At 61.3% G+C, this 25,464-nt stretch carries 18 protein-coding genes; 5 read left to right on the forward strand and 13 right to left on the reverse strand.

The annotated features are described in order from the left end of the window. Positions 1-78 precede the first annotated feature (78 nt). The 5 genes from AB5Y73_RS05200 to pykF all read right to left on the reverse strand — a co-directional run bounded on the left by AB5Y73_RS05200 (position 79) and on the right by pykF (position 9,141). Positions 79-1,011, reverse strand: coding sequence for a GGDEF domain-containing protein (locus AB5Y73_RS05200; protein WP_103251314.1), 933 nt, complete (start codon positions 1,009-1,011; stop codon positions 79-81). A gap of 339 nt (positions 1,012-1,350) precedes the next feature. Then, on the reverse strand, positions 1,351-3,381 hold the full coding sequence (locus AB5Y73_RS05205) for a M13 family metallopeptidase (protein WP_118854146.1): 2,031 nt from the start codon (positions 3,379-3,381) through the stop codon (positions 1,351-1,353). A 53-nt stretch (positions 3,382-3,434) separates the two neighbouring features. Beyond that, entirely contained in the window at positions 3,435-3,839 is a 405-nt protein-coding gene (locus AB5Y73_RS05210) for a hypothetical protein (protein ID WP_042052664.1), read from the reverse strand. A 409-nt stretch (positions 3,840-4,248) separates the two neighbouring features. Next, a complete protein-coding gene (gene mscK, locus AB5Y73_RS05215; protein ID WP_181497512.1) occupies positions 4,249-7,578 on the reverse strand; it encodes a mechanosensitive channel MscK in 3,330 nt (1,109 codons plus the stop codon). Between the two features lie 150 nt (positions 7,579-7,728). Further along, the gene (gene pykF, locus AB5Y73_RS05220; RefSeq protein ID WP_279499291.1) at positions 7,729-9,141 is read right to left on the reverse strand and encodes a pyruvate kinase PykF; all 1,413 of its coding nucleotides are present in this window, start codon (positions 9,139-9,141) and stop codon (positions 7,729-7,731) included. 308 nt (positions 9,142-9,449) lie between these two features. On the opposite strand from pykF, the gene AB5Y73_RS05225 reads away from it, so the two are divergent. Continuing rightward, positions 9,450-9,695 (forward strand): hypothetical protein, encoded by a 246-nt coding sequence (locus AB5Y73_RS05225; protein ID WP_203131030.1) that lies wholly within the window; start codon positions 9,450-9,452, stop codon positions 9,693-9,695. 218 nt (positions 9,696-9,913) lie between these two features. Next, a complete protein-coding gene (locus AB5Y73_RS05230; protein ID WP_368147346.1) occupies positions 9,914-10,678 on the forward strand; it encodes a class III extradiol ring-cleavage dioxygenase in 765 nt (254 codons plus the stop codon). Positions 10,679-10,743: 65 nt separating this feature from the next. Here the strand turns inward: AB5Y73_RS05230 and AB5Y73_RS05235 are convergent, their stop codons facing one another. From AB5Y73_RS05235 to AB5Y73_RS05245, 3 genes are all read right to left on the reverse strand, one after another. Continuing rightward, positions 10,744-14,496, reverse strand: a complete 3,753-nt coding sequence (locus AB5Y73_RS05235; RefSeq protein WP_279499289.1) for an AAA family ATPase — start codon at positions 14,494-14,496, stop codon at positions 10,744-10,746. Then, the gene (locus AB5Y73_RS05240; protein WP_279499287.1) at positions 14,493-15,719 is read right to left on the reverse strand and encodes an exonuclease SbcCD subunit D C-terminal domain-containing protein; all 1,227 of its coding nucleotides are present in this window, start codon (positions 15,717-15,719) and stop codon (positions 14,493-14,495) included. The genes AB5Y73_RS05235 and AB5Y73_RS05240 overlap by 4 nt, the downstream gene beginning before the upstream one ends. A gap of 103 nt (positions 15,720-15,822) precedes the next feature. Further along, positions 15,823-16,251 (reverse strand): GNAT family N-acetyltransferase, encoded by a 429-nt coding sequence (locus AB5Y73_RS05245; protein WP_368147348.1) that lies wholly within the window; start codon positions 16,249-16,251, stop codon positions 15,823-15,825. A 178-nt stretch (positions 16,252-16,429) separates the two neighbouring features. Here AB5Y73_RS05245 and rdgC point away from each other — a divergent pair, with 178 nt between their 5' ends. Next, positions 16,430-17,341 carry a recombination-associated protein RdgC gene (gene rdgC / locus AB5Y73_RS05250; RefSeq protein WP_279499286.1) on the forward strand — a complete coding sequence of 304 codons (912 nt, stop codon included), beginning with the start codon at positions 16,430-16,432 and terminating at the stop codon, positions 17,339-17,341. 177 nt (positions 17,342-17,518) lie between these two features. Further along, the gene (gene ggt, locus AB5Y73_RS05255; protein ID WP_279499285.1) at positions 17,519-19,300 is read left to right on the forward strand and encodes a gamma-glutamyltransferase; all 1,782 of its coding nucleotides are present in this window, start codon (positions 17,519-17,521) and stop codon (positions 19,298-19,300) included. A 54-nt stretch (positions 19,301-19,354) separates the two neighbouring features. On the opposite strand, the gene AB5Y73_RS05260 is transcribed toward ggt, so the two are convergent. Together AB5Y73_RS05260 and AB5Y73_RS05265 are read right to left on the reverse strand one after the other, a co-directional pair. After that, positions 19,355-19,825, reverse strand: a complete 471-nt coding sequence (locus tag AB5Y73_RS05260) for an FKBP-type peptidyl-prolyl cis-trans isomerase (RefSeq protein WP_118854131.1) — start codon at positions 19,823-19,825, stop codon at positions 19,355-19,357. Between the two features lie 174 nt (positions 19,826-19,999). After that, positions 20,000-21,148 carry a sodium:phosphate symporter gene (locus AB5Y73_RS05265; protein ID WP_005338243.1) on the reverse strand — a complete coding sequence of 383 codons (1,149 nt, stop codon included), beginning with the start codon at positions 21,146-21,148 and terminating at the stop codon, positions 20,000-20,002. Positions 21,149-21,396: 248 nt separating this feature from the next. Here AB5Y73_RS05265 and AB5Y73_RS05270 point away from each other — a divergent pair, with 248 nt between their 5' ends. Beyond that, positions 21,397-21,771, forward strand: a complete 375-nt coding sequence (locus AB5Y73_RS05270) for a hypothetical protein (protein ID WP_118854130.1) — start codon at positions 21,397-21,399, stop codon at positions 21,769-21,771. A gap of 94 nt (positions 21,772-21,865) precedes the next feature. Here the strand turns inward: AB5Y73_RS05270 and AB5Y73_RS05275 are convergent, their stop codons facing one another. From AB5Y73_RS05275 to AB5Y73_RS05285, 3 genes are all read right to left on the reverse strand, one after another. Then, on the reverse strand, positions 21,866-23,212 hold the full coding sequence (locus tag AB5Y73_RS05275; protein WP_058057766.1) for an APC family permease: 1,347 nt from the start codon (positions 23,210-23,212) through the stop codon (positions 21,866-21,868). Beyond that, the gene (locus AB5Y73_RS05280) at positions 23,212-23,478 is read right to left on the reverse strand and encodes a hypothetical protein (RefSeq protein ID WP_021230505.1); all 267 of its coding nucleotides are present in this window, start codon (positions 23,476-23,478) and stop codon (positions 23,212-23,214) included. The genes AB5Y73_RS05275 and AB5Y73_RS05280 overlap by 1 nt, the downstream gene beginning before the upstream one ends. A 538-nt stretch (positions 23,479-24,016) precedes the next feature. Further along, entirely contained in the window at positions 24,017-25,366 is a 1,350-nt protein-coding gene (locus AB5Y73_RS05285) for an APC family permease (RefSeq protein ID WP_005359067.1), read from the reverse strand. Between the last annotated feature and the right edge of the window lie 98 nt (positions 25,367-25,464).

Here is a 25,464-nt window from a genome sequence, read left to right on the forward strand (position 1 = left end):
GTTGCGCAGTAAAAAACCGAAGCCTTGTGCTTCGGTTTTTTTATGGCCGCGAGTCGGCTTCCCTTTCTGGTGATCACTCTATTCCGTCGAGATGACAACCCGGTTACGGCCCTGATCCTTGGCCTGATAAAGGGCCCGGTCGGCCATCATCAGCAGATAGTCGATGCTCTCCTGTCCCTTCATGCTGGCACACCCCAGACTGATGGTGAGGGATAGCTGCTTCCCCTGCCATGGCAAGCGGGTGGTACTGACATGCTGGCGCAGCTGTTCGGCGCGCCGTGCCGCCTGTTCAATATCGCAGCCAGGCAGGATCAGCAGGAACTCCTCTCCGCCCCAACGGGCCAGACTCTCCCCCGGCAACAGCTGGCCAGCCATGGCGTGGGCGACGGCGCAGAGCGCGGCATCGCCCGCAGGGTGGCCGTAGCGGTCATTGACTTGCTTGAAATGGTCGATATCTCCCAACACCACCGAGAGGGGCTCACCCTGCAACCAAAGGGCCTGCAACTGTTGCTGGGCGCCACGCCGGTTGGTCAGTTCGGTGAGCGGATCGGTGCAGGAGAGGCGGCTCACCTCTTCCACCATACACTGCAGATCGTGGATATCGCGAAAGGTGACGATATGGCCATCCGGGATGGCATCGGCTCCCAGCTGGGCAGTGACGATAAACCAGCGCGACTGACCGCTCTTGCAGCGGATCAGCGCAGGCATTTCGGCGACCTCCAGCCCTTGCGACAAGCTCTGTTCCACCTGGGAGTGCCAGGAGTCGATGATGGTGCGGCGATACCCTTCATCCGGGTAGGCGACCTGAAACCAGGAAGCCATGTCCGGAAGATCGTCAAGGTTGTAGCCCAGTTGCTCAATGAAGGCTTTATTCAGGAAGCGGTGGCGCCGCTGCGGGATCATGTCGGGTGAGCAGCCATCGTGACGGGCAATGGATTCGGACACCAGAATAGGCAGCGGGATCACATCGAAGGAGCGAAACAGGATCTGTTGCAGTTCTCGGTCATTCATAGGAAAAGCGGCTCCACGATGCATCTTTTACATGCTTTACCATAGGTCAGACCTGTTTGGTGGTAAACCGATTTATAGCGGTTCCGCCGCCGGTTTTTCAGCCAATGGCAAAGGCGAGAAAATGGCAGAGTTGTGTGCCGTGACCGTATCAGGTGAAAGCAGGGCAGGCTGAGGAGAAGCGGCGGGGCAAAAGGGTCAAAAAAACCCACATGGTCAGGCACATGTGGGTCGGGAAAAACCAGACAGGGTAAAACAGACACTCCCTGTGTCGGTCATCTTCAGCTCAGGTGGAGGTGGTCCATCTGCTGGAGCTTTTCGGGCCAGGGCCCCTGCTGGTGGTCACCAAATCTTCACACGCTCGGAAGGTGGCAGATAGAGCTTGTATCCCGGCTTGATGGCAAAGGCGCGATAGAAGGCCGGCATATTAGCGACGACGCCGTTGACCCGGTACTCCAGCGGCGAGTGGGGATCTGTCTTGAGCAGAACGGCAGCGAGCTCGGGCCGGTACTTTCCTTTCCACACCTGCGCCCAGCCGATAAAGAAACGCTGCTCGCCGGTGAAGCCATCGAGCACCGCTGGCAGGCGGTTGCCCAGGGCGAGCTGGTACGCCTTGTGGGCGATGGTCAGGCCACCGAGATCGCCGATGTTCTCGCCAAGGGTCAGCTGGCCATTGACATGCTCCCCCTTGATGGGCTCGAAACGGTCGTACTGTTTTGCCAGTTTTTGCGCTCTGGCGGTGAACTCCTTGAGATCGGCCGGAGCCCACCAGTTGTGCAAGGCACCGTTGCCATCGAATTTGGCCCCCTGATCATCGAAACCATGGCTCAACTCGTGACCGATGACCGCGCCGATAGCGCCATAGTTGACCGCATCATCCGCCTTCAGATCGAAGTAGGGCGGTTGCAGTATGGCTGCCGGGAAGACGATCTCGTTGTTGTTCGGGTTGTAGTAGGCGTTCACTGTCTGCGGATTGTCGAACCACTCCTCCCGATCCACCGGTTGATGGAGGCGGGCAAGGTGCTTGTTGTAACGTACCGTGGCCGCGCGCTGGGCATTGCCGACCAGATCATCGGGACGGATCTCGATTGCGCTGTAATCCTGCCACTGGTCGGGATAGCCGATCTTGACCCGTACCTTCTCCAGTTTCGCCAGCGCCTGCTGTTTGGTCGGGGCAGACATCCAGTCGAGCCCACCGATCTCCTGGCGATAGGCGGCGATCAGATTGCGTACCATGGTCGCCATCTGTGCCTTGGCTTCGGCCGGGAAGTAGCGCTCCACGTAGAGTTTGCCCACCGCCTGACCCAGATAGTCGTCCAGCACCTCCATGGCCTGCTTCCAGGGCTCCCTCTGCCGTGGGATGCCGCTCAGGGTCGTACCGTAGAAAGCGAAGTGCAGGGCATTGCTCTGGCTGTCGAGATAGGGCGCATAAGTGCGTAGCAGATGGAACAGGCAGTAGGATTGCCACTGCGCGATGCTGGTCTCCTGCATCACGGCGGTCAGCTTCTCCAGATAGTCCGGCTCACTAACGATGATCTCCGTTTCCCCGGCGATACCGGCCTCTGCCAGGTAGCGTTGCCAATCCAGGGTGGGCAGCAACTGACTGAGGCGGGCGATGGGCAGTTTGTTGTAGGTGAGGTTGTCATCCCGCCGCTTGACTCTGTCCCACTGCAGGCTGGCGAGGCGGGTCTCCAGCGCCAGAATGCGATGGGCCTGCTCGCTCGCCCCCTCGACGCCGGCATGGTTGAGCAGGGTGGTAATGAACTGCTCGTAGCTGGCCCGCAGTGTCTTGCTGGCGGCATCTGCATTCAGGTAGTAGTCCCGATCCGGCAGACCGAGGCCGGATTGCTGCAGGTAGATCCCGTAGCTGTCAGGCTGCTTCTTGTCGGCCATGATCCCGATACCAAAGGGAGCGCCGCCGCCCAGCTTGCTGACCCGGGCAAAGTAGGTGGCTAGCGAGGCGCCATCATGGATGGCCATGATCTCGTCGCGCAGTGGTTGAATGGGGGTCAGCCCTTTGGCATCCCGCCCGGCCTGATCCAGATAGCTGGCGTAGAGATCGGCGATCTGCTGGCGAGGGGTTCCGGACTGTTGCGGGCGCTTGAGCAGCGCCTCCAGCAACACCTTGCGATCCTCCAGCGACTTGTCCGCCAACAGATTGCCGATGGTCTGCCCCGGCATGTCATCCGGTATCCGGGTCTGGGCCAGCCAGTTGCCGTTGACGTGGCGAAACAGATCGTCCGCCGCGCGCACACTGTTATCCATGCTGGCCAGATCCACCCCGGAGTGGCCGCTGGTGGCACCGGCGTATGGAGCGAGGCCAAGCAGGGCCAGCGTAATGAGGCTGGCGATCATGCTGCGTTGCTGTTTCATCGTGAGTGTCCTGTATGGGGAGCCTGTGGTGATTGGCTGTAACCGCTGGCCAATCAGCTGCGAACGACCGAGAGGAAACGACCGTCGTGATTGAAGGTGCAGGTAAAATCGACTGCATCATCATCGGTCTCGTACTGGCCATAGACCTTGTATCTGTGGCCACTCTCTTCTGCCGACTCGGTGGTGATATCGCGCGGGGAGACATGGAATTTGCTGGCCGCTTCCCCCGAGCAGTAACGGGGCATCTTGCTGGTGGCCATATGCTGGTCATCGCTATCGTCATGCTGGCCATCATGCTCGTGTTTGTTATCGCTGTGCTTTTTCCCGGCGTAATAGCCAGCAGCGCCGATGGCCCCCAGCGCAGCTGCACCTATCAGGACTTTCTTGGTGTCCATATTCTGGCAGCCGCTTAATGCCAGACAGGCGGCCAACCCCATTACCATCAAGGAGTGTTTCATCTCTCGGATCCTTTCAATTATCAAATGAGCAAGTCGGTGTCAGCCGGACGGTGGTCACAGGGCCCGGCGCGGGAATGGCGCCACTTTGCAATGGTCAGGATGAAGAGGACACTCAAATAAAATTAAAAAAAGTTATAAAAATCCGGGAGCCGGAGCGAGCGCGGTATGGGGTAAGCAGTGAGGGGAGAAGGGCGCAGGTTTCATCCATGCGGTAAGTAGTGGTGTGGGGCAAGTGTCTGTTTTTAGACTTTTATTTCTCTTTATATTTTATCAAGTGCGATGGCCGCACTGTTGCGTGGCTTTCACTGATGCTGGCAATGGATAACTGTCTCTATCGCCATAGACAGGGCATAAAAAAGCCGCTCACCTAGGTGAGCGGCTGTTGCCATCAGATTCATGTAGTTCGCTATCAGGCTGGCTGTTTGCCATCTTCTGCGGGCGGCGGCAGGGCGGCGGAGTTGGACTCCACCTTCTGCTCTTCGCCCTGCATGTTCTTGATGTAGACATCCATCTGGTTGAAGGCGATCTCGATGCCGTTCTCGCGGAACAGCTGGTCGATCTTGCGGTTCAACTCGTCCACCGCCGGGTTGCGATCCCCCAGTTCGCTCACGAAGAAGCGCAGCTCGTGATCAAGCGTGCTGGCGCCAAAGGTGAGGAAGTAGACGATGGGGGCCGGATCTTTCAGCACGCGGCTGTTTTCGTCGGCCGCCTGTTTGAGCAGGGTGCGGGTCAGCTCGAGATCCGAGCCGTACGCCACGCCCACCCGTACGATCACCCGGGTGACGGTGTCACTCAGCGACCAGTTGATGAGCCGTTCTGTCATCAGCTGCTGGTTGGGGATGATCACCTCTTTGCGGTCGAAGTCGGTCAGGGTGGTGGCGCGAATGCGGATCCGCGAGACGGTACCGGAGAAGGAGCCGATGGTGACGGTGTCACCGATCCGCACCGGACGTTCGAACAGGATGATGATGCCGGAGACGAAGTTGGAGAGGATCTCCTTCATGCCGAAACCGATACCGACTGACAGACCACCCGCTACCCACTGCAGCTTGTCCCACTGCACGCCCATCATCGAGAGAGCGGTGAGGGAGCCAAAGCCGATCAGTACGTAGTTAAGCATGGTGGTGATGGCGTAGGCGGTCCCCTGAGCCAGGTTGAGCTTGGAGAGCACCAGCACCTCCAGCAAGCCCGGCAGGTTGCGCGCCAGTGACCAGGCACCGCCGAGCAGCAGGAAGCCGATCAGCACGTCACTCAGGCTGATGGGGAACAGCACGGCGTTGGCGCCGGTGCCTTCACTGCGGTGCCACAGCACCATGCTGTCGAGGTAGGAGAAGACCGCGACCAGATCGGACCAGAGCCAGTAGAAGGCGACGCCGAAGATCAGCATCAGCACGGTACGGGTCAGACGCAGGGACTGCTGGCTGACATCCTCCAGATCCATGGGCTGCTCTTCGATGGACTCGCCACCTTCCGCATCTTCCGAAGATTTGTGCTCACGCTTGGCCACCGCACGGCGGTAGGCCAGACGACGGGCTGCCAGCTCCAGACCACGCAGGGCTGTGCGGTAGACCAGGCTCCAGATGATGATGAGGTAGAAGGATTCGATCAGGCGACCGGTTAGCTTCAGCGCGGTGTAGTAGTAACCGAGCACCGCCAGCACGATCAGCGCCACCGGTGCCAGCGCCAGGGCGATGGCGATCAGCGACTTCTGCATGCTCGCCTCGCCCTTGATGCGGGCGCGGGAGATGGGGAACACCAGATAGGCGGCCAGCCCCAGCAGGGTCAGGGTCATGGCCTGGCCGATCACGTCGTTGCCCAGGGTGGAGGGTTCAACCACCGCCTTGGTTGCGAGCATGATGAGCGGCAGCAGTGGCAACCAGATGTAGCGCATGCTGTTGCGCTTGGCCTGCAGCTCCGCTTTCGGGATCCGGAAGTGGGTCTCGGCGATGCCGCCCGGGCGCATCACCGCCAGATAGACGCTGAACACCAGATAACCGAGGGCGAGGTTCAGGGTGATCTGGAACATCAGCTTGGGACTGAGCAGACCGCAGTAGGTGAGCAGCAGACCGCCAGCCAGAATGAACATGCTGCCCGGCAGGCGTTGCAGCACGGTATAGAGCAGGGCGCGCGGGGTGTGCCACTGGCTGTCCTGACGGAAACGGCCAAGGTCCTTGGTGATCTTCTTCTCGCGCTCAACCAGCGCCGGACGTTTCCAGACCAGCAGGCCGCCGATCAGCAGCAGCGGGAAGGCGAGCAGGGAGATCCCCAGCAGCTCTTCGCGCCAGCGTTTCCAGTCCGGTTTCAATACCCAGTCGGAGGCTTGTTTGTAGGCCTGGGCGGGCCAGCTGATAAACCACTTGCTGTCGATGGGCTTGTTGCTGCTTACCCAGAAGATGTGTTGCTGCAGGGTAAATTCAATAGAGGCATAGACCCGAGCCAGCTGCTGCTGGGTCAGCTGCAGGCTGATGGCGTTGGTGAGCTGGCTGTCGAGTTGGCGGTTGAGCTGATCGAGCAGATTGATGCGGGTGTCGAGCAGCTTGGCAAGGCTCTCCTTGTCCTCCTCGCTCACCGGATCCTTGCTGCCGGCGATCAGATTGTCCAGATAGAGGTTCTTCTGGAACAGCTGGTCACGCTGCTGGCTCAGTTCAAACTGGGCCAGATGGAGATCGGCGATCTGCTCTTCAAGGTTTTTGACGGCGATGGTGGGGGCCGCCTCCAGCTGCTGATAGAGCTGATAGAGGATGCGTGATAGCAGCAGATTGCCCTTGAGCATCTGCACCTGTTCATTGAGGTTGCGCTCGGTCTGGATGCCGCGCTCCAGCCAGCTCTTGGCTTGCAGGTTTTTCTGGACCAGCGAGTTGAGGCTGGTGGTGGCACCGATCAGCTGCTGGCTGAGCTGGTGGTTGAGCTCCTGCTCTTTTTGCACCAGCGGGCTGTCTTCGGTCGCCACCAGTTCACCGGTCTGCTCGGCGGTTTTTTCGGTGTCGCCGAGGCGCTTGGCGCTGCTTTGATCCTGCAACAGCTGCAGTTTCTGCTCTTCGCTGGCGAGACGGGCACTCTGGTAGTCGCGCTGCTTGATCGCCAGATCCTGCATGCTGGTACGGTTATCCAGCTCCTTTTGCAGGTGGGCCAGTTGCAGGTCGAGCAGGGCCAGCTCGGCACCGAGCTTCATCTTCTCGGCGCTGGAGACGCTTTCACCGGCGTTGAGGCGGGTACGGATCTCCTGACTGCGCTGGTAGGCACGGCTCATGCTGGCCTGGGCCCGCTCCGGCAGGGTCTGCAAGCTGGTGAGCTGGCTGCCGATGGCGCCGAGGGCCTCCTGGGCCGCCTGCATGTTGGCCAGCACTTCCGGCTGACGGCTGTCGAGCTCTGCCAGACTCATGCTGGCGTATTCGCTCTTGATCTGCTCGGCACTCTTGCCCTTGGTCAGGGCATCGAGTTTGGCGCTGATCTCTCTGAGTTCGGTGGGCAGGTTGCGGATCCGCTGGGCCTGGGTCTTGGCCTTCGCCTCTTCCTTGTCGATGCTGTCGAGCAGGCCGAGGGTTTCGGTCAGCAACTTCTGATCCGCTTGCTGACTGACGGTCAGGGTTTCTGATTTACCCAGACCATCCAGCGCTCGCTGAACTGCGTTGCGAGAGGGGACATCTTGCGCCATGGCTTGCGGCACGCAGAGGCTGGCGAGGAGACAGAGCAGCGGCAACAGGGTGGCCGAGGCTCTTTTAAAACGTATTGAGGGCATATAACTTCCGGGTTATTACGCGATATTCGGGAGATTTCCCGCATAGATTAAATTCGCGTGGATTCTAACACCGGGCTTGTCAGGTAAGCAGGGGGGAGGGACAAAAAAAACGGCGCCCGCAGGCGCCGTTTTCAACTCGTTCAGCTCTGATTAAAGAACGTGAACAGAAGCGGTGTTGGTTGTGCCGCTCGGTACCAGAGCACCGGAGACCATCACAACCACGTCACCTTTCAGACCCATGCCGATTTCCAGCGCGGCTTCTTTACCGATGCGATAGAAATCGTCGGTAGAGGCGATGCTGTCAACCACGTGAGCAACCACACCCTTGGTCAGAACCAGCTGGGCAGCAGTTTTCTTGTTGGTGGTGATAGCCAGGATCCAGGCTTTCGGGAAGTACTTGCGAATGGCCTTGGCAGACTTGCCGCCTTCGGTAGCGACCACGATCAGCGGGGCGTCCAGCTTCTCGGAGGTCTCTACGGCGCCTTTACATACGGCTTCGGTGATGCGCAGCTTGTTGCTGTCGTTGGCAGCAGACAGGTTGGACGGCATCACGGCATCAGTACGCTCGCAGATGGTGGCCATGATGGTCACGGCTTCCAGCGGGTACTTACCCTTGGCGGATTCACCGGACAGCATGACTGCGTCGGTACCGTCCAGGATGGCGTTGGCCACGTCACCAGCTTCGGCGCGGGTCGGACGCGGGTTCTTGATCATGGAGTCCAGCATCTGGGTGGCGGTGATAACCACTTTGCGGGCCTTGTTGCACTTGGCGATGATCATCTTCTGGGCGAAGATTACCTCTTCAACCGGGATCTCGACACCCATGTCGCCACGAGCAACCATGATGCCGTCGGACACAGCCAGGATCTCGTCGAAGTTGTCCAGACCTTCCTGGTTTTCGATCTTGGAGATGATCTGGATGTTCTCGCCACCGTGGGCTTTCAGGTGCTCACGGATTTCCAGTACGTCTTCTTTCTTGCGGATGAAGGAAGCAGCAACGAAATCAACGCTCTGCTCGCAACCGAAGATCAGGTCGCGCTTGTCTTTCTCGGCCAGGGCCGGCAGCTTGATGGAGACGCCCGGCAGGTTGACGCCCTTGTTCTCGCCCAGATCGCCGTTGTTCAGTACTTTACAAACAACTTCGCGCTCGGTGATTTCGATGACGTCCAGACCGATCAGGCCGTCGTCAACCAGGATGCGGTTGCCGACGCGCAGGTCGTTGGCGAAACCAGCATAGGTCACGGCCACTTTGTCTTTGTTGCCAACCACGGTCTGGTCGGTGGTGAAGGTGAAGGTCTGGCCAGCAACCAGTGCTACGTCATTGCCACCTTCCAGCTTCATGGTACGGATTTCCGGACCCTTGGTATCCAGCAGGATAGCTGCGCGCTTGCCGGTCTCGGCCATCACTTCGCGCAGGTTGCGGATACGGGTGCCGTGCTCTTCGTAATCACCGTGAGAGAAGTTCAGGCGCATGACGTTCATGCCGGCGTCCAGCATTTTTGCCAGCATTTCTTTGGATTCGGTCTTGGGACCGATGGTGCAGACGATTTTGGTCTTTTTCATGTCAGTCTTCATGGTTAAGGAGTTTCCGCCGAGCAATATACACCAGTTTTTGGATTCTTTTTATGATCCAGAAACAACGTTTTGACCAGATAACGTTTTCTTTTCAGGGATAACGTTTTCCTGTTGGTCACTTTTTAGAGCATGCATCCACTGGTCTGAGCTGATTGACGACAAATGTTGCCATCTGTGTCTTATTGGCGGAGAGAAGGTTCAGATGTTGTAAAATGACCACCTGCTCACTGTCACCGTCTTGTCACCAGCTTGCGCAAAGATGTTAGCCCATTGGCGCGCTTGTGAAGGGGAAACAGATGGAAAACAGCCCATGGGGTGGCCCGGTACTGCTTTTGCTGGCGGGGGCACTGCTGCTGGCCCATGCCATGCCTGACGCCAGCTGGCCGGGCAATCACCACTGGCGCTCAGCCTTTACCGGCAACCACTCTGCCGAAGGAGCGGCACCGGTCTCGGCAGAGGTGGCCGCAGAGCGATTGCTGTTGCAGGAGTGGCAGGCTCAGGGGGCGGCGACCCGCGTGGCCCTTTCCGGCGAGAGGCATTGAACGGTCATCAGGTTGCGGGGGTAACCGCAAAACGGGTTAACCAGCCGGGTTGCCCTCTTTTGACAATTGTTGAGCTGGGTGTCTGATTATCAATAATGGGTTGATAGTGATTATCCATTTAGCCTGATTGTTAACCTTTTTAGGCGGACTGATAATGAATTCAGCGGCGTTGCCTTGTGGCAAAAATCGCCATCCAAACCCTTGCTGGAGTCACTGTTATGTCCCTCGCCCCTGTCTGGTTTATCTCTCACGGCGCACCGGATCTGGTGTTGCGTGATCAACCTGCCACCCGTTTTCTGAGCACCCTGCGGCTGGGGGATCTCAAGGGATTGGTGGTCATCTCCGCTCACTGGTTCAGTCGCGAGCTGCAGATCAACGTCGAGCCCAAACCGGCGCTGATGTACGACTTCTATGGTTTCCCCGAGCCGCTCTACCGGATGCGCTGGCCAGCCAGCAGCCCCGAATGGTTACAGCAGGCGGTGGGTGATCAGCTGACGCAGGCGGGGCTGGCAGCCACCCCGGTGCGGCGCGAGCTGGATCACGGAGTCTGGTCACCGCTCTCCCTGATCGACCCGGACAGCGAGATCCCGCTGGTGCAGATCTCCATCCCTGCCAGCTTCACCCCGAACCAGCTCTGGCAACTGGGAGAGGCACTTGCCGAATTGCGCCGTCAGGGGATTGGTATCCTCGCCTCCGGCGCCATCACCCATAACCTGCGGGCGTTGGGGCCCGAGGGGTCGCCGGTGCCGCGCTGGGCGAGCCAGTTTGTCGACTGGCTGGAAGGGGCGATGGCGGCAGGGGAGCGAGAGGCGCTGCTCGACTACCGTCGACTGGCCCCCGGAGCGGTGGAGTCCCATCCCCATGACGATCACCTGCGCCCGCTTTTTGTGGCGCTGGGGGCCGCACAAGGCAAGGCACCGACCCTGCTGCACGAGAGCTGGGATGGCGGCAGCCTCTACATGGGGGCTTACCGCTTCGATTAACGAGCGCCGTGCAAGCAAGAGCCCGCCAATTGGCGGGCTCTTGTCGTTGTGGGGATTGGCTACGGTCAGGGGACGATAACCCGGCTTTCGCCGCCACCGAGGGCTTCAACCCTGACTTGTACGCCAATCCGCTCCACCAGGGTCTGGACGTGGGAGATAACCCCGATCTGGCGGCCGGCGGCCTGCAGGGAGTCAAGGCTGGCGAGCGCCAGATCCAGACTGTCCGGATCCAGGGTGCCGAACCCTTCGTCGATAAAGAGCGATTCGACCTGGGTCTGCCGTGACGAGAGGCTGGAGAGGGCCAGTGCCAGCGCCAGCGACACCAGAAAGCTCTCGCCGCCGGAGAGGGAGTCCACCGAGCGAACCTCGTCCCCCATATCGAGATCCACCACCTGCAGCGCCAGATCGGTGCCGGGCACCCGCTCCAGCCGGTAGCGGGGCGAGAGCTCGGCGAGCTGGGCGTTAGCCTCCAGCAGCAGGCGCTCGAGGGTGAGGCTCTGGGCAAAGGTGCGGAACTTGGCGCCGTTGGCCTGCCCGATCAGATCGCACAGCTGCTGCCAGTGATCTGCGACTGCCTGCTGGCTGGCCAGCTCCTGCTGCAGGCTGCCCGCCTTGAGGGCGGCCGCTTCGGCCTGCGCCAGCGTGCTCTTGCACTCGAACAGTTGCTCGTCGAGCTCGCGGCAGTGGGCTTCCAGCGCCGTGAGCCGCAGTACCAGCTCCTCCTGCGGCAGGGCGGCCAGCTCGGGGTGATGCTCGCGATAGCGCTCCCGCTTGCTCTCCTCCAGCGCCAGCGCCCGTTGCCGCTCGGCAAGACGGGTACGCGTCTCGCCAAGCGCATCTTCCAGCCCTTGCAGGGCAGTGCGGCGCGCCTTGAGTTCATCGGGGCTGATGGCCAGCAGGCGGCGCAGGTCATATTCGGCGATGCCGAGGGTGCTGGCGTGGGCAGCCCAGCGACCCAGCACCTCCCGTTTGCGGCGGCTGCTTGTCTGCTTTTCCTGCTCCACATGGCTGAGGCGGACCTTGAGCTCGGTCTGCCGCTCGCGCAGGGTGCGGGCGCTCTGTTGCATCGCCTCCAGTTCGTTGGCGAGCTGCTGCAGCCGCTGTTGCCAGCGATTCTCTACCAGTGCTATCTCCTCGCCACCCAGACAGGCAGCGCGGCTGGTCAGCAGGCCCTGCCGCTGCTGCTCGTGTTCCTTGTAGTCCCGCTCCAGCTTGTGCAGCAGTTCGCGTTGGGTCTGCAGACGCGCTTCCTGCGCGCTCAGGGCCGGGGTGAGGCTGGCGATCTCGCTGGCCAGCCGCTCCCACTCGCTCTGGCCGTGCAGCCAGGCCTCGCAGGCCCGCTGCCACTCGCGCCACTGCTGGCTGCCGAGCCACTGGCGCCAGGGTTGGCCAGCCATCTGTTCATCGAGACGGTTGCCCCCCTGTTCGAGGCGCTGGCGCAGGGTCGCGTCCTGCTCGCCCATTGCTTTCACTTCCCCTTCCAGCGCGATGCGATGACGGTCGGCCTCCTGCCACTGCTGCTCGAACTGCTGGTGCTGGGCGCTCAGCTGGCTCAGCTGCTGACGCACTCCCTGCAACTGCTGCTGGCCTAGCTGGGCCTGACGCAGCAGCTGCTGGCTCTGGGCCAGCCCCTGCTCCAGCGCCTGGCCACGGCCGAGCAGGGTGCTCATCAGCTCGTTCCACTCGATGGGGCTCTGGCGCAGCGGCAGCGGATGGCCCAGCAGGGTATCGCCTCCCAGCTGCAGCCAGCGCTGGGTCAGCTGTTCGGCGCGCGCCTCCAGCTCCGGCAGGTGCTGCTGGCGCACTGCCAGCTGGCGAGCCAGCTCCTGACGCTCGCTCTCGCACTGAATGTATTGATGGTTGAGCCGCTCCCACTCCAGTTCGAGGCTGCGGGCCCGCTCCGCCAGTTGGCCGAGAATACCGGCCACCTGCGGCTGGCTCTGGCTGTAGGGGTGCTCCTCGGCGCCACAGAGCGGGCAGGGGGTGCCATCGTTCAGGATATGGCGATACTGCTCGAACGTGGCCACCGCCCGGGACTGCTCCAGCGCGTGACGCGCCTCGTCCCGCTGCAGGGCGAGCCGCTCGCGGGCTGGCGCCAGCTCGTCGCCAAGGGTGGCGAGTTTGCCGAGGGCCTGCTCCAGCTGGGCAATCTCCTGCTGCAAGCGGGTATGCTGCTCGCCGTGGTTGCGGCCATAGTCGGCCAGCTCCAGCAGCTGGCGTAGCTGGCCCAGCTGTTCGGTCTGCTGCTGCCACTGCTCCTGCGCCTTGGCGAGGCGGCTCTCCCACTGCTGCTCCTGCAGCTCGTTCTGTTGCTGCTGCAGCCGCTCCTGCTCGCGCTGCCAGTAGTCGCGCTCCTGCTGGCCCTGTTCCAGCTGGCGTTGCAGCTGCTGCAGGGCGCGCAGCTTGTGATCGCGCAGGGTGAGCAGTTGCTGCAGCTTGTCGGCATCCTCGGCCCAATCCTGCATGGCGGTGAGCAGGGGCTGCCACTGGCGGGCGACCGGTGCCAGCTCCTTGTTCTCTTCCAGCCAGAGGCTCCACTGCTGGTGCTGGCGCCTGAGCTGTTCCACCTGCTGACTCTGTTCGCGCCACCCCTGCTCGAGGGTGAGCTGCACTTCCCGCTCCTGAGTCCCCTCCTGCTGGATCTTCTGCAACTGCTGCTGCTTTTCCCGAATGCGGGTGTCCAGCTCCTGCGCCCGCTTGAGTTCGGGTTGCAGGGCGCCCCACTCCCGCTCGGCGGCGATCTTCTCTGCCAGCAGCTGCTGTTCGGTAAGGGCGCTCTGCTGGGTCTGCTCCTCGAGTTTGGTAAGTTCCGGCCCCAGCTCGGCGATCACCTTCTCCTGCTGCTGCACCTCAAGAGTGAGGCGGGCCAGCTCGTCGTGATCGGCGCGGGCCACCTGTGCCTGCTCGGCGCGGGCGAACTCCTCGCGCTCGGGCGCGGCGGCGCCGTGGGCCTGCATGGCGGCTTCCAGCGCGGCTTCCCCCTCACTGCAACCTTGCTGCTGGGTGGCGATGCGACCGTTGAGGTCACGCAGATCCTGCATCAGCTGCTGCTGTTGCTGCTCATGCTTGAGAGTGGTGGCGAGGCTTACCTGCCGGCTTACCCACTGCTCGCGGGTCGCCTCGTCCATCAGCGCTACGTCGCCGAGGCGTTGAGTGATGGCGGCCAGCTTCTGCTGCTCTTCCCGTGCCCGCTCATAGGTCTGGATGGAGATGGCGGAGTAGAGCTCGGTGCCGGTCATTCGTTCGAGCAGGGCGGAGCGCTCGTTGGCGTCCGATTTGAGGAAGGCGGCAAACTCCCCCTGCGGCAGGATCACCGCGCGGCGGAACTGCTCCCAGGAGAGACCCACCAGCTCGTCGATGCGATCCTGCAGCTCCCGCTTGCTGCCGGAGAAAACCTGACCCGACTCGACATCGGTCAGGGTGCGCTCCTGCGCCTGAAAGCGCCCCTCGGCGCGGTTGCGGGCGCGGCGCACCGCCCAGCGGGCCAGCCAGATGCGGCCATCGCAGCCGCGAAACTGCACCTCGGCAAAGCCGCTGGCATGGCCGCGACTGAGGATGCCGCGCACGTCGTTGGCCTTGAGCTTCTCTTCGTCATCCATGCGGCCCACTTCGGCCACGTTCTTGCGATTGGCGATAAAGCGCGGCATCTCGTCGTAGAGGGCGAGACAAATGGCGTCGAGCAAGGTGCTCTTGCCGGCGCCGGTATTGCCGGTGATGGCAAACAGCCCGGCGGCGCCGAGTGCCCCGCGGGTAAAGTCGATGGTGAAGGCGCCGGTCAGACTGGCCAGATTCTCACCAGACAGAGACAAGATTTTCATTGGTTGGACTCCTTCACCTGCTCAAGGATCTCTTCAAACGAGGCGACCAGTTGTGCCTCGGGTTCCCCCTCGAACTGGCGCTGATAGCAGAGGCGAAACACCTCGGTGGGGGAGAGCTCATCGAGCCTGCGCCGCTCGCAGCCATCGGCCAGCCCTTCGCCAGAGCCCTGATACTGGGTGCTGATACGGGCCAGCCGCACCGGTTTGTCGGCGATGGCAGCGAGAATCCGCTCGCGAATGCGGGCTTCGGGCTTGGGCAGCAGCAGCCTAACTTCGAGGAAGGGCTGTGCTTCTTGTGGACAAGGGGGGAGCGTCAGTGCCTCGATGGCTTCGAGTGCCTCGTCGAGAGGGCTCTGGGGCAGACGGATCATCTCCACTGCGCGGGGCACCGGGATCCGCTCCAGCCCGGCCAGTTTCCCCTCTGCAAAGGTCACTTCCAGCACCTGATGGTTGTAGTTGGCTTCGGCGAGCGAAAGCGGCAGCGGCGAGCCGCTGTAGTGCACCCCCTCGGCCGGGCTCTGGGCCAGATGGAGGTGACCGAGCGCCGTGTAGTCGGCACCGGCAAAGAGTTCGGCAGGCAGGGCGTGCTGGTTGCCGCCGAGCACCCGCCGCTCTGAAAGCTCGGAGAGCTGGCCCGCCGCCAGATAGGCGTGGCCCATGGCGATAAGTGGCAGATCCTCCCCGCAGCGAGCGCGCCCTTCGGCCAGCACTTCGGCATAGACCTGGCGTACCCCTTCGATCAGCCTGTCCTGCCCCTCAGCCAGCTGTTCCACCCGCAGATCGCTGCTGCGCAGGAACGGCACGGCGGCGCACCAGGCGGCAATGTTGCCCTCCCGGTCTTGCAGCGGTACCAGCAGGCGGTCGGTGTCGAGCTTGCCCTCACTGTCGCGGCTGATGCTGCCAACCAGATGAAGATCAAAGGCGCGCAGCAGCTCGTGGGGGGCATCGAGCTTGGAGGGGGAGTCGTGGTTGCCGCCGATCAGCACCATGTTGAGGTGGGGCATCTCGGCGCGCAGCCGCGCCAAAAAACGGTAGAGTTGCTGCCAGGCGCTGGCGGGCGGATTGGCGGTATCAAACAGATCGCCCGCCACCAGCAGGGCGTCGATCTCGCGCGCCTTGAGGGTGTCGCTCAGCCAGTCGAGAAAGGCATCGTGTTCAAAACGGCGGTCATGACCATGGAGTTGATGGCCAAGGTGCCAGTCGGCGGTATGGAGGATTTTCATTGGAAAGCAGCCCGGTTGCAGGGACGGTGCCGGTGGCACCCGATGGTGACAAGATGAGGATGCCCCGTGTTTTTTTCAAGTAAAACAGGGGGCTGCCGTCAGTTCATGCGGGTTCGCAGCACATCTTGTACTGGGGGTGGCCGGTGAGGGGATCGGACTCCTCGGCCTCGATGACAAAGCCGTGGCGGCGGTAGAAGCGCACCGCCTGGTCGTTCTCGACAAAGACCCGGGCGTGGAGCGACGCCCCCTGACGCTTGGCCTCCTGCAGTAGGGCGTGGCCGACGCCGCGTCCCTGTCGGTCGGGGCGCACAAAGAGGGCGGCGAGGTAGTTGTCCACCAGCGCCATAAAACCGAGCAGATCGCCGCGCTCCTCAAAGACCCAGATCTGGGCGTGATCGAGGTAGCGGGTGCGCAGCTCCTCCTGAGCCTGCCACCAGCAGGAGGCATCGACAAAATCGTGGGCCTGCAGGGAGGCCAGCAACCAGATTTCGACGATCTCGTCCATGTCTTCGGGGCGACTGGGCCGCAACATATCTTCATCCTTGTTAACAACTTCATCTTCGCAGTCTAGGGTAACTTGATGACTCTTCCGGTAACCGAGATGGCACCATGTGAAGTCGATCGACCTTTATTTAGCGAGAATGATTGGCTGATCACAAAGCGCCTCTCTAGTACAATGCCCGCCGGACAATCTAGAGACCGAGGACGCCATGTGGTTTAAAAACCTGCAGATTTATCGCTTTACCCGCCCCTTTGACCTGACCGTGGATCAGCTGGAAACCCAGCTGGAAGCCTGTGCCTTCACCCCTTGCGGCAGTCAGGACATCTCCCGTTTCGGGTGGGTCAAGCCCCTTGGCAAATTCGGCTCAACCCTGACCCACTCAGCCTCCGGCCACATCCTCATCTGCGCCCGCAAAGAGGAGAAGATGCTGCCCGGTACCGTGGTCAAGGAGATGCTGGCCGAGAAGGTAGAGGCGATCGAGTTCGAACAGGGACGCGCCCTCAAGAAGAAAGAGAAGGAAGCGCTGAAAGAGGAGATCCTCCACACCCTGTTGCCCCGTGCCTTCAGTCGTACCAGCCAGACCTTCGCCTGGATCAATCCGGCCGACAATTTGATGGTGGTGGATGCGGGCTCTGCCAAGAAGGCGGACGACCTGCTGGCTCTGTTGCGCAAATCCATCGGCTCCCTGCCGGTGGTGCCGGTGGCCCTCAAGAACCCGCCCGAAATCACCATGACCGAGTGGCTGAACGAGGGCAACCTGCCTGCTTCGTTCGCCCTTGAAGATGAAGCCGAGCTGCGCAGTGCCATGGAGCACGGTGGCATCATCCGCTGCAAGCAGCAGGATCTGATGACGGACGAGATCAAGAACCACCTGGCCAACGACAAGCTGGTGACCAAGCTGGCCCTCAACTGGGGCGAGACCGTCAGCTTCGTGCTGGGGGATGATCTCTCCATCAAGCGCCTGAAGTTCAGTGAAGAGCTGCGCGAGCAGAACGACGACGTGACCAGCGAAGATCCGGCCGCCCGTCTGGATGCCGACTTCGCGCTGGTGACCGCCGAGCTTTCCCAGTTTATTCCGGCGCTGTTTGCCGCCCTGGGTGGCGAAGAACAGTCCATCTAGGCGAACTGCTCTGCCTGATTGCCAAAAACCGCCCGAGGGCGGTTTTTTTTATGTCTATTGCGCATAACCATTATTGATAAATGAGTAAGATATTGATCTTGTTCAATAACTTGAGCTGTCAGTGCCAATCGTGACATAGTCCACCCTCGTGGTCATAAAACAGACAAGGAGAGTGTCATGTTGCGCAAATCTCTGGGGCTGGCTGTCGCCCTTGCCCTGCTGGCCGGTTGTGCCAGTGACAACGGCTTTCACTACAGCCCGCCACCCCAGACCCTGATCGCGCCGGAGGCGGCCAGTGGCTGGACCGACAAACAGGGCTGGCATGGCCATGACTTCATGGTGGCGGCCGCCAACCCGCTGGCGGTGGATGCGGGTTACCAGATCATCAAGGCGGGTGGCAGTGCCGTCGACGCTGCTATTGCGGTGCAACTGGTGTTGACGCTGGTAGAGCCGCAATCCTCCGGTATCGGTGGCGGGACGCTGCTGCTGGTATGGGATGGCCGCAAGGTGAGCGCGGTGGATGGCCGCGAGACGGCGCCGGCCGCCGCCACCGACCAGCTGTTTATGCAAGATGGCAAGCCGCTGGCATTTTATGACGGGGTGGTAGGGGGCCGCTCGGTTGGCGTTCCCGGCACCCTGCGCGCCCTGGCGCTGGCCCATCAGCGTTATGGCAAGTTGCCCTGGGCCGAGTTGTTTGAGCCTGCCATCAGGCTGGCAGAACAAGGATTTGTGATAAGTCCACGGCTGGCCACATTGCTGGCCAAGGATCCCTATCTGGCACGGGATCCGCAGGCGCGAGCCTACTTCTATCAGGCGGATGGCAGCCCCAAAACGGCGGGTACCAAGCTGACCAACCCGGCGCTGGCCATGGTGCTGCGCACTCTGGCCACAGAGGGGGCGGATGCCTTCTATCGGGGGGCGCTGGCAGATGCCATGGTGGCCAAGGTACGCCAACATCCCACCAATCCCGGAGTACTGGCGGCCACCGATCTGGCCAGCTATCAGGCCAAAGTGCGTGATGGCCTCTGCTTTGACTATCGCCAGAGCAAGATCTGCGGCTTTCCCACTCCCTCGTCCGGCACCCTGGCGCTCGGCCAGATCTTCGGCATGCTGGAGAACCGCGATATGGCGGCCCTCAAGCCGATCACCACGAAGGAGGTGGGACTGGCTGCTTCCAGCGAGGCTATCCACCTCTACAGTGAAGCGGCGCGTCTCGCCTTCGCCGATCGCAACCAGTACGTCGCCGACAGCGATTTTGTCAGCGTGCCGGTGCAGGGGCTGCTGGACAAGGGCTATCTGGCCGAGCGGGGCAAGCTTGTCGGTCAGCACTCCATGGGGATTGCCAAGCCCGGTACGCCGCCACTGGCGCTGGCGCGGGGCCAGGATGCGACTCCGGAACTCCCCTCTACCAGCCATGTCTCGATCGTCGACAAGGCGGGGATGGCTATCTCCATGACCAGCTCCATCGAGGATGGTTTCGGATCGCGTCAGATGGTCAACGGCTACCTGCTCAACAATCAGCTCACCGATTTCTCCTTCACCTCGGTAGATGCTGCCGGTCTGCCGGTGGCAAACCGGGTGGAGCCGGGCAAGCGGCCCCGCTCCTCCATGTCACCCCTGCTGGTGTTTGACAAACCAAGCGGCGAGCTGACCATGACGCTGGGCTCTCCGGGGGGCTCCGCCATCATCAACTACGTGGGCAAGACCCTGCTCGGCACCCAGGATTGGGGTCTGAACCTGCAACAGGCCATCAACCTACCCAACTTTGGCAGCCGCAACGGCCCCACCGAGCTGGAAGCCGGGCGCACCCCCATGTCGGTGGTCGAGGGATTGAAGGCGAGGGGACACGAAGTGGTATTGAACGAGCAGACCTCCGGCCTGCAGGGGGTTGAGCGCAACACTGGCGGCTGGTTTGGCGCAGCGGATCCGCGCCGGGAAGGGATCGCCAAGGGGGAGTGACGCTCCCATAGCAACAAGGCCAGCATGATGCTGGCCTTGTTGCTGATGGTGCGCTTACTGGATACCCAGCAGCTCCACGTCGAAGATCAGGACTGATCCCGGCGGGATTTTGCCTGCGGCACGGTCGCCGTAGGCGAGGTTGGCGGGGATGTAGAAACGGGTCTTCTCACCTTCCACCATCAGCTGTACCCCTTCGGTCCAGCCAGAGATAACCTGATTAAGGCCAAATTCAATGGGCTCGCCACGGGCGACCGAGCTGTCAAAGACGGTGCCGTCCAGCAGCTTGCCCTCGTAGTGCACCTTCACCTTGCTGGTGGCGGTGGGGTGAACGGTGCCGGTGCCCGGGGTCAGCACTTCGTACTGCAGGCCGGAGGCGGTGGTGGTCACCAGCGGCTTCTCCTTGTTGCTGGCGAGGAACTCGGCGCCAATCCGTACGTTGTCGGCAGCCAGCTTCTTGTTGTTGCTGCTGGAGTAGAAGTAGTAGGCCACACCGGCGATGAGCAGTGCGATCAGTATGAATTTCATCGGTTTTTCCTGTTCCATGAAATGTAAAAAGTGCAATGAGGGTGCCATCTTATCGCGCACCGCCCCTGATGGCGAGCCACAGGGCGGGAGGATGTGAGCAGGCAGGCAAAGCCCGTCGAACTGGACGCAAAAAGGGGCGAGTCGGTGACTCGCCCCTTGTCATGGCAGCTGCGCTTACTTGGCGGCCACCATCATCAGGGCGGGCAGGGCGAAGAAGAGACCCGTCACATAACCCAGAGCCAGCAGCTTGTTCTCGCTGCCTACCCGGGCCAGCCCCTCGGCGGCGCGCACCGGCAGGTCGCGCAGGAAGGGGATGCCATAGATGATGACCACGGCAAAGAGGTTGAACAGCACGTGGACCAGCGCGATGGTCAGGGCCAGCTGGGCACCGGCTCCGCTGATGGCGGTGGCAGCCAGCAGGGCGGTGATGGTGGTCCCGATATTGGCCCCCAGGGTGAAGGGGTAGAGCTGACGGGTGCTGAACACGCCGCCGCCGGCCAGCGGGATCATCAGGCTGGTGGTGGTGGAGGAGGACTGCACCATGATGGTCACCAGCGCACCGGAGGTAATGCCAGTCAGCGGGCCACGGCCCAGCGCCTTGTGCAGCACCTCTTTGGCGCGGCCAACCAGTACCTGTTGCAGCACTTTGCCGAGATACGTGACGCAGGCAAGGATCAGCAGGATACCGATGATGATGGTCGCGATGGCGGCACCCTTGCCCGGCAGGAAGGCCACGGCGCTGTCAATCAGCTGCTGGGCCGGTGCGGTCAGCGGCTTCATGAAGTCCATGCCCTTCATCGACATGTTGGCGGAGCCTACCAGCAGGTTGGCCAGCCACTCGGCGCTATGTTGCAGCAGACCGAACATCAGTTCCAGCGGCAGGAAGATGAACACTGCCAGCAGGTTGAAAAAGTCGTGCACGGTGGCGGCGGCGAAGGCGCGGCGGAACTCGGCGCGATCCCGCACATGGCCCATGGAGACAATGGTGTTGGTGATGGTGGTGCCGAGGTTGGCACCCATGACCATGGGGATGGCCATGCTGATGGGCAGGCCGCCAGCCACCAGACCAACGATCACCGAGGTGACGGTGCTGGAGGATTGCACCAGCGCGGTAGCGAGAATACCCAGCAGCAGGGCGACAAAGGGGTTGTTGGCAAAGGCGAAGATCTGGGCTGCGCCCTCGGCGCCGCCGGAGAAATCTTTGAAGCCGTGGGAGATGGCGCCCACGGCAACCAGGATCAGGTAGACCAGTACGATGACACTCATCCAGTTGAACAGGGCGCGGGTCGCGGGCGGCTGTGACAAGGAGTGATGGTGTTGCATAAAGCCTCTTGAGACGGTCGTTCCGTCTTGGGTTGTTGATGACCCGCGCATTTAATCAATGGTTAATGACAGAAATATGACAACGTGACATTTCGATGATGTTTTTATGACGACGAACTGCGGCGACAGGCGCTGACCGAGCAGGTTGGCTCTGGGGTGATAAAAGGGGGGCGAAGGCACTGCCGCCTTGCCAGTCGGGACGTGATCGCTACACTGCGCCCCTTTATTGGCAAGCAGGAGTAAACAAGATGATGCGTGCATGGATCCTCTCTCTGTCGCTGGGGCTGCTCTCGGCAGGGGCACAGGCCAGCCTGTTGAAAACCGACTGCAACCTCGACAAGGCCCTCAAAAACGAATCGGTGAATGCCACTCTGGGGGTCAAGGGCAACTGTGATACCAGCAAGCTGGTGAAGCAGGAGAAAGAGAAGGTGAAAGCCGAGGTGCAAAAAGGCCGCACCGACCTGCTGGGCGAGAAGCGTGCCGACCTCAAGGAGAGCGGCAACGGTATGCAGCAGAAGATGGACAAGGCAAACCAGCAGCTGCACAAGGCGGAGCAGGATGCCAAGACCATCGCTCGCGATCCGCTCAAGGCTGCGGCGACCGCCGTACTGGACAAGCAGTAAGCAGGTCGGGCCCAAGCCCGTGTGACCGGCCACAGACCGGCAGCAAAAAGGGGAGCCATGGCTCCCCTTCTGTCTATCCGTTATCCGCAAAGGATCAGGCGTCAGCCGCCTCTTCGTACTGACGGAACGGGATGCGGAACACCGCCAGACGCAGGAACAGATAGGTTGCGCCTAGGCCAGCCCAGATCAGGCCCAGCTCCAGCGAGCTCTGCTCCAGGTTGATCCACAGCGCACCGATGGTGGCGGCGCCGAGCAGCGGCATCAACAGGTAGATGACGTGATCCTTGAGGGTCTTGTTGCGTTTCTCGCGCACCCAGAACTGACCGATCACCGACAGGTTGACGAAGCTGAACGCCACCAGTGCGCCGAAGTTGACCAGCGCCAGTGCGGTATCCAGATCAAACGACACGGCGGAGAGGGCCAGACCGCCTACCATCAGCACGTTGATGGCCGGAGTACGGTATTTCGGGTGGATGTAGCCAAACACCCGCTCCGGGATCATGCGGTCACGCCCCATCACGTAGAGGATGCGCGACACACCGGCGTGAGCCGCCATGCCGGAAGCCAGTACCGCGACCGTGGTGCAGACCAGCACCACGGACTGGAAGAAGGTGCCGCCAACGTAGAGGGCGATCTCCGGCAGTACCGCATCCGGATGCTGGAAGCGGGCAAGGCTCGGGAAGTAGAGCTGCAGGCAGTAGGAGACCACCACGAAGATGATGCCGCCGATAAGGGCCGTCAGCACGATCGCCTTGGGGATCACCTTGCCAGCGTTCGGCGTCTCTTCGGAGAGGGAGCTCAGACCGTCAAAGCCCAGGAACGAGAAGCAGAGAATGGTCGCACCGGTAAAGAGCGGTACCAGCTGTGCTGACTCGAAGTGGAACGGACGGCTGCTCATCAGGGTGCCAGCCCCTTCGCCGTGGTAGATGCCCCACGCCATCAGGCCGATAAAGAGGGTGATGATGGCCAGCTGGATCACCACGATCAGACCATTGAAGTTGGCCACCAGATTGATGCCGCGCAGGTTCAGGAAGGTCATTACGGTCACCAGACCGAAGATGAACACCCAGGGCTCGACGCCCGGGAACATGGCGGTCAGGTAGATCTTGGCCAGCAGGATGTTGATCATCGGCATGAACATGTAGTCGAGCAGGGATGACCAGCCGACCATGAAACCGACGTAGGGGTTGAACACCTTCTGGGCATAGGTATAGGCAGAGCCCGCAGAGGGGAACTTGCGTACCAGATGTCCGTAGCTGAGAGCGGTGAGCAGGATGCCACCCAGAGCCAGCAGATAGGCGGTGGCGACCCGGCCATCGGTGATGTCACCGACGATGGCGAAGGTGTCGAAGACAGCCATGGGGGTCAGATAGGCCAGACCCATCACAATCACTTGTGTCAGGGTAAGGGTCTTGAGCAGCTTGGCGTTTTGCGATGCCATTACGCTTTCTCCTCAATCAGTGCCGCAGCACGTGCTTGCAACGAGCGCAGGGATACGATGGATTCGCAAGCCTGTACATCAAGGGCGCCGGGGAGGCGCATACCGGGCTGTACCGGCAGGAAAGCATTAAAACGCCCCATTGTTATCCTCTCAACGTCGGGAGATTGTTTGGCAATCTCGAATATCACTTCCGGAAACGTTCCGGCCTCTTGTGGTGGGTTTGTACTGCACTTCAAAAATACAAAAACCGATGTCGCAGTGAACATCGGTCCTTTATTGGCGGCGTATTGTGCATTCGGTCAGCCCCCTTGACAAGCAAAAAAGGGCGGATTAACGCATTTTTTTGCATACGCACGGAGCAGGTAAGTGGTCACTCGCACCCTGCAGCCGTCCCCGAGCCGCTCCCCCTTTTTTGGGGGGGAAGAGAACCCTGTCATAGCGTATGAAAAATCGGCAAATCGGGGCTGCAGGGTGCATAGCGCCTCAACATTGATCCTGATCATATTTGGCGGCGTTCCCCCGGGCTCGAGTCCTGCGAGCTTATCGGCTGGTGGGGGATGGGAGGGGTTGAAGTGGAAAAATAGTGGTTGCATATCCATTCACATTAATGACTGAGAATAGGGGGCAACACGGCTCGGGTCATGGCACGGCGAGCAGTCCGGCTGGGTAGTTATTTGAAATCAGTCACACTTCCTGCAGAAACCGCATTTCTGGCGACCCGTGCAGCTGGCAACCAGAACACCGCAAAAACAACAAGGAGCCCGCAGGCTCCTTGTTCTCTATCGGGGGGAGGGGCGCCAGCGGTTACTGGGCGATCTCCACCTTGTCGGCGGTATGCAGCGGGATGCGGAACACAGTCAGGCGCAGGAACAGGTAGATGGCCCCCAGCGCCGCCCAGATCAGCCCCAGCTCGAAGGAGGAGGGCTCGAGGTTGAGCCACAGTACCCCGATGCAGGCGGCGCCACAGAGCGGCAGCAGCAGGTACATCAGGTGGTCCTTGAGACACTTGTTGCGGCCCAGCTTCACATAGAAGTGGGCAATCACCGCCAGATTGACGAAGGTGAAGGCCACCAGGGCGCCAAAGTTGATCAGCGCCAGCGCCATCTCCAGATCCAGCGACACCGCAGAGAGGGCCAGCAGGCCGACCAGCAGCACGTTGAACGCCGGGGTCTGCCACTTCGGATGGATGTAGCCGAAGAAGCGAGCGGGCAGGGCACGATCACGACCCATCACGTAGAGCAGGCGCGATACACCGGCGTGGGAGGCGAGCCCCGAGGCCAGCACCGCTACTGTGGTGCAGACCAGCACCACCGCCTGAAACAGCTTACCGCCGACATAGAGGGCGATCTCCGGCAGTACCGCATCCGGATGCTGGAAGCGGGAGATGTCCGGGAAGTAGAGCTGCAGGAAGTAGGAGGTGGTGACGAACAGCACACCGCCGATCAGCGCCGTCAACACGATGGCGCGGGGGATCACCCGATCCGCGTCCGGGGTCTCTTCCGACAGGGTACTGATGGCGTCAAAACCGAGGAACGACAGGCAGAGGATGGAGGCCCCCATCAGCAGCGGTGACACCTGGATCTGTTCGGAGAAGAAGGGACGGCTGCTGGCCACGGTCCCCAACCCTTCACCGTTGTGAACGCCCCAAGCGATCAGTCCGATGAAGATGGCGATGATGCTGAACTGCATTACCACGATCAGGCTGTTGAAGTTGGCCACCAGCTTGATGCCGCGCAGGTTGAGGGCGGTCATCACCGCCGCCAGACCGAAGATATAGGTCCAGGGCTCCACGTTCGGGAAGAGGGCTTCCAGATAGATCTTGGCCAGCAGCATGTTGATCATCGGCATGAACATGTAGTCGAGCAGGGAGGTCCAGCCCACCATAAAGCCGACATAGGGGTGAAACACCTTCTGGGCATAGGTATAGGCAGAGCCGGCTGACGGGAACTTGCGCACCAGATGGCCGTAGCTCAGGGCAGTGAACAGCATACCGATGAGGGCAAACAGGTAGGCGGTCGGCACATGGCCTTCGGTGATCTCGGTAACGATGCCGAAGGTGTCGAACACCGCCATGGGGGTGAGGTACGCCAGTCCCATAACCACGACCTGCCACAGTTTGAGGGTCTTTTTCAGACCAACCTGCTGGGCCGCCATTATGCATGTTCCTCATGCAGTGCCAGAGTGGCACGGTCCATCAACGAAACCGGGAGAGAGGCCCGGGAATCAAGGGCGCCAGGGCGGCGCACACCGGC

Source organism: Aeromonas sp. s7(2024), assembly GCF_040907825.1.
Classification (GTDB): Bacteria; Pseudomonadota; Gammaproteobacteria; order Enterobacterales; family Aeromonadaceae; genus Aeromonas; species Aeromonas veronii.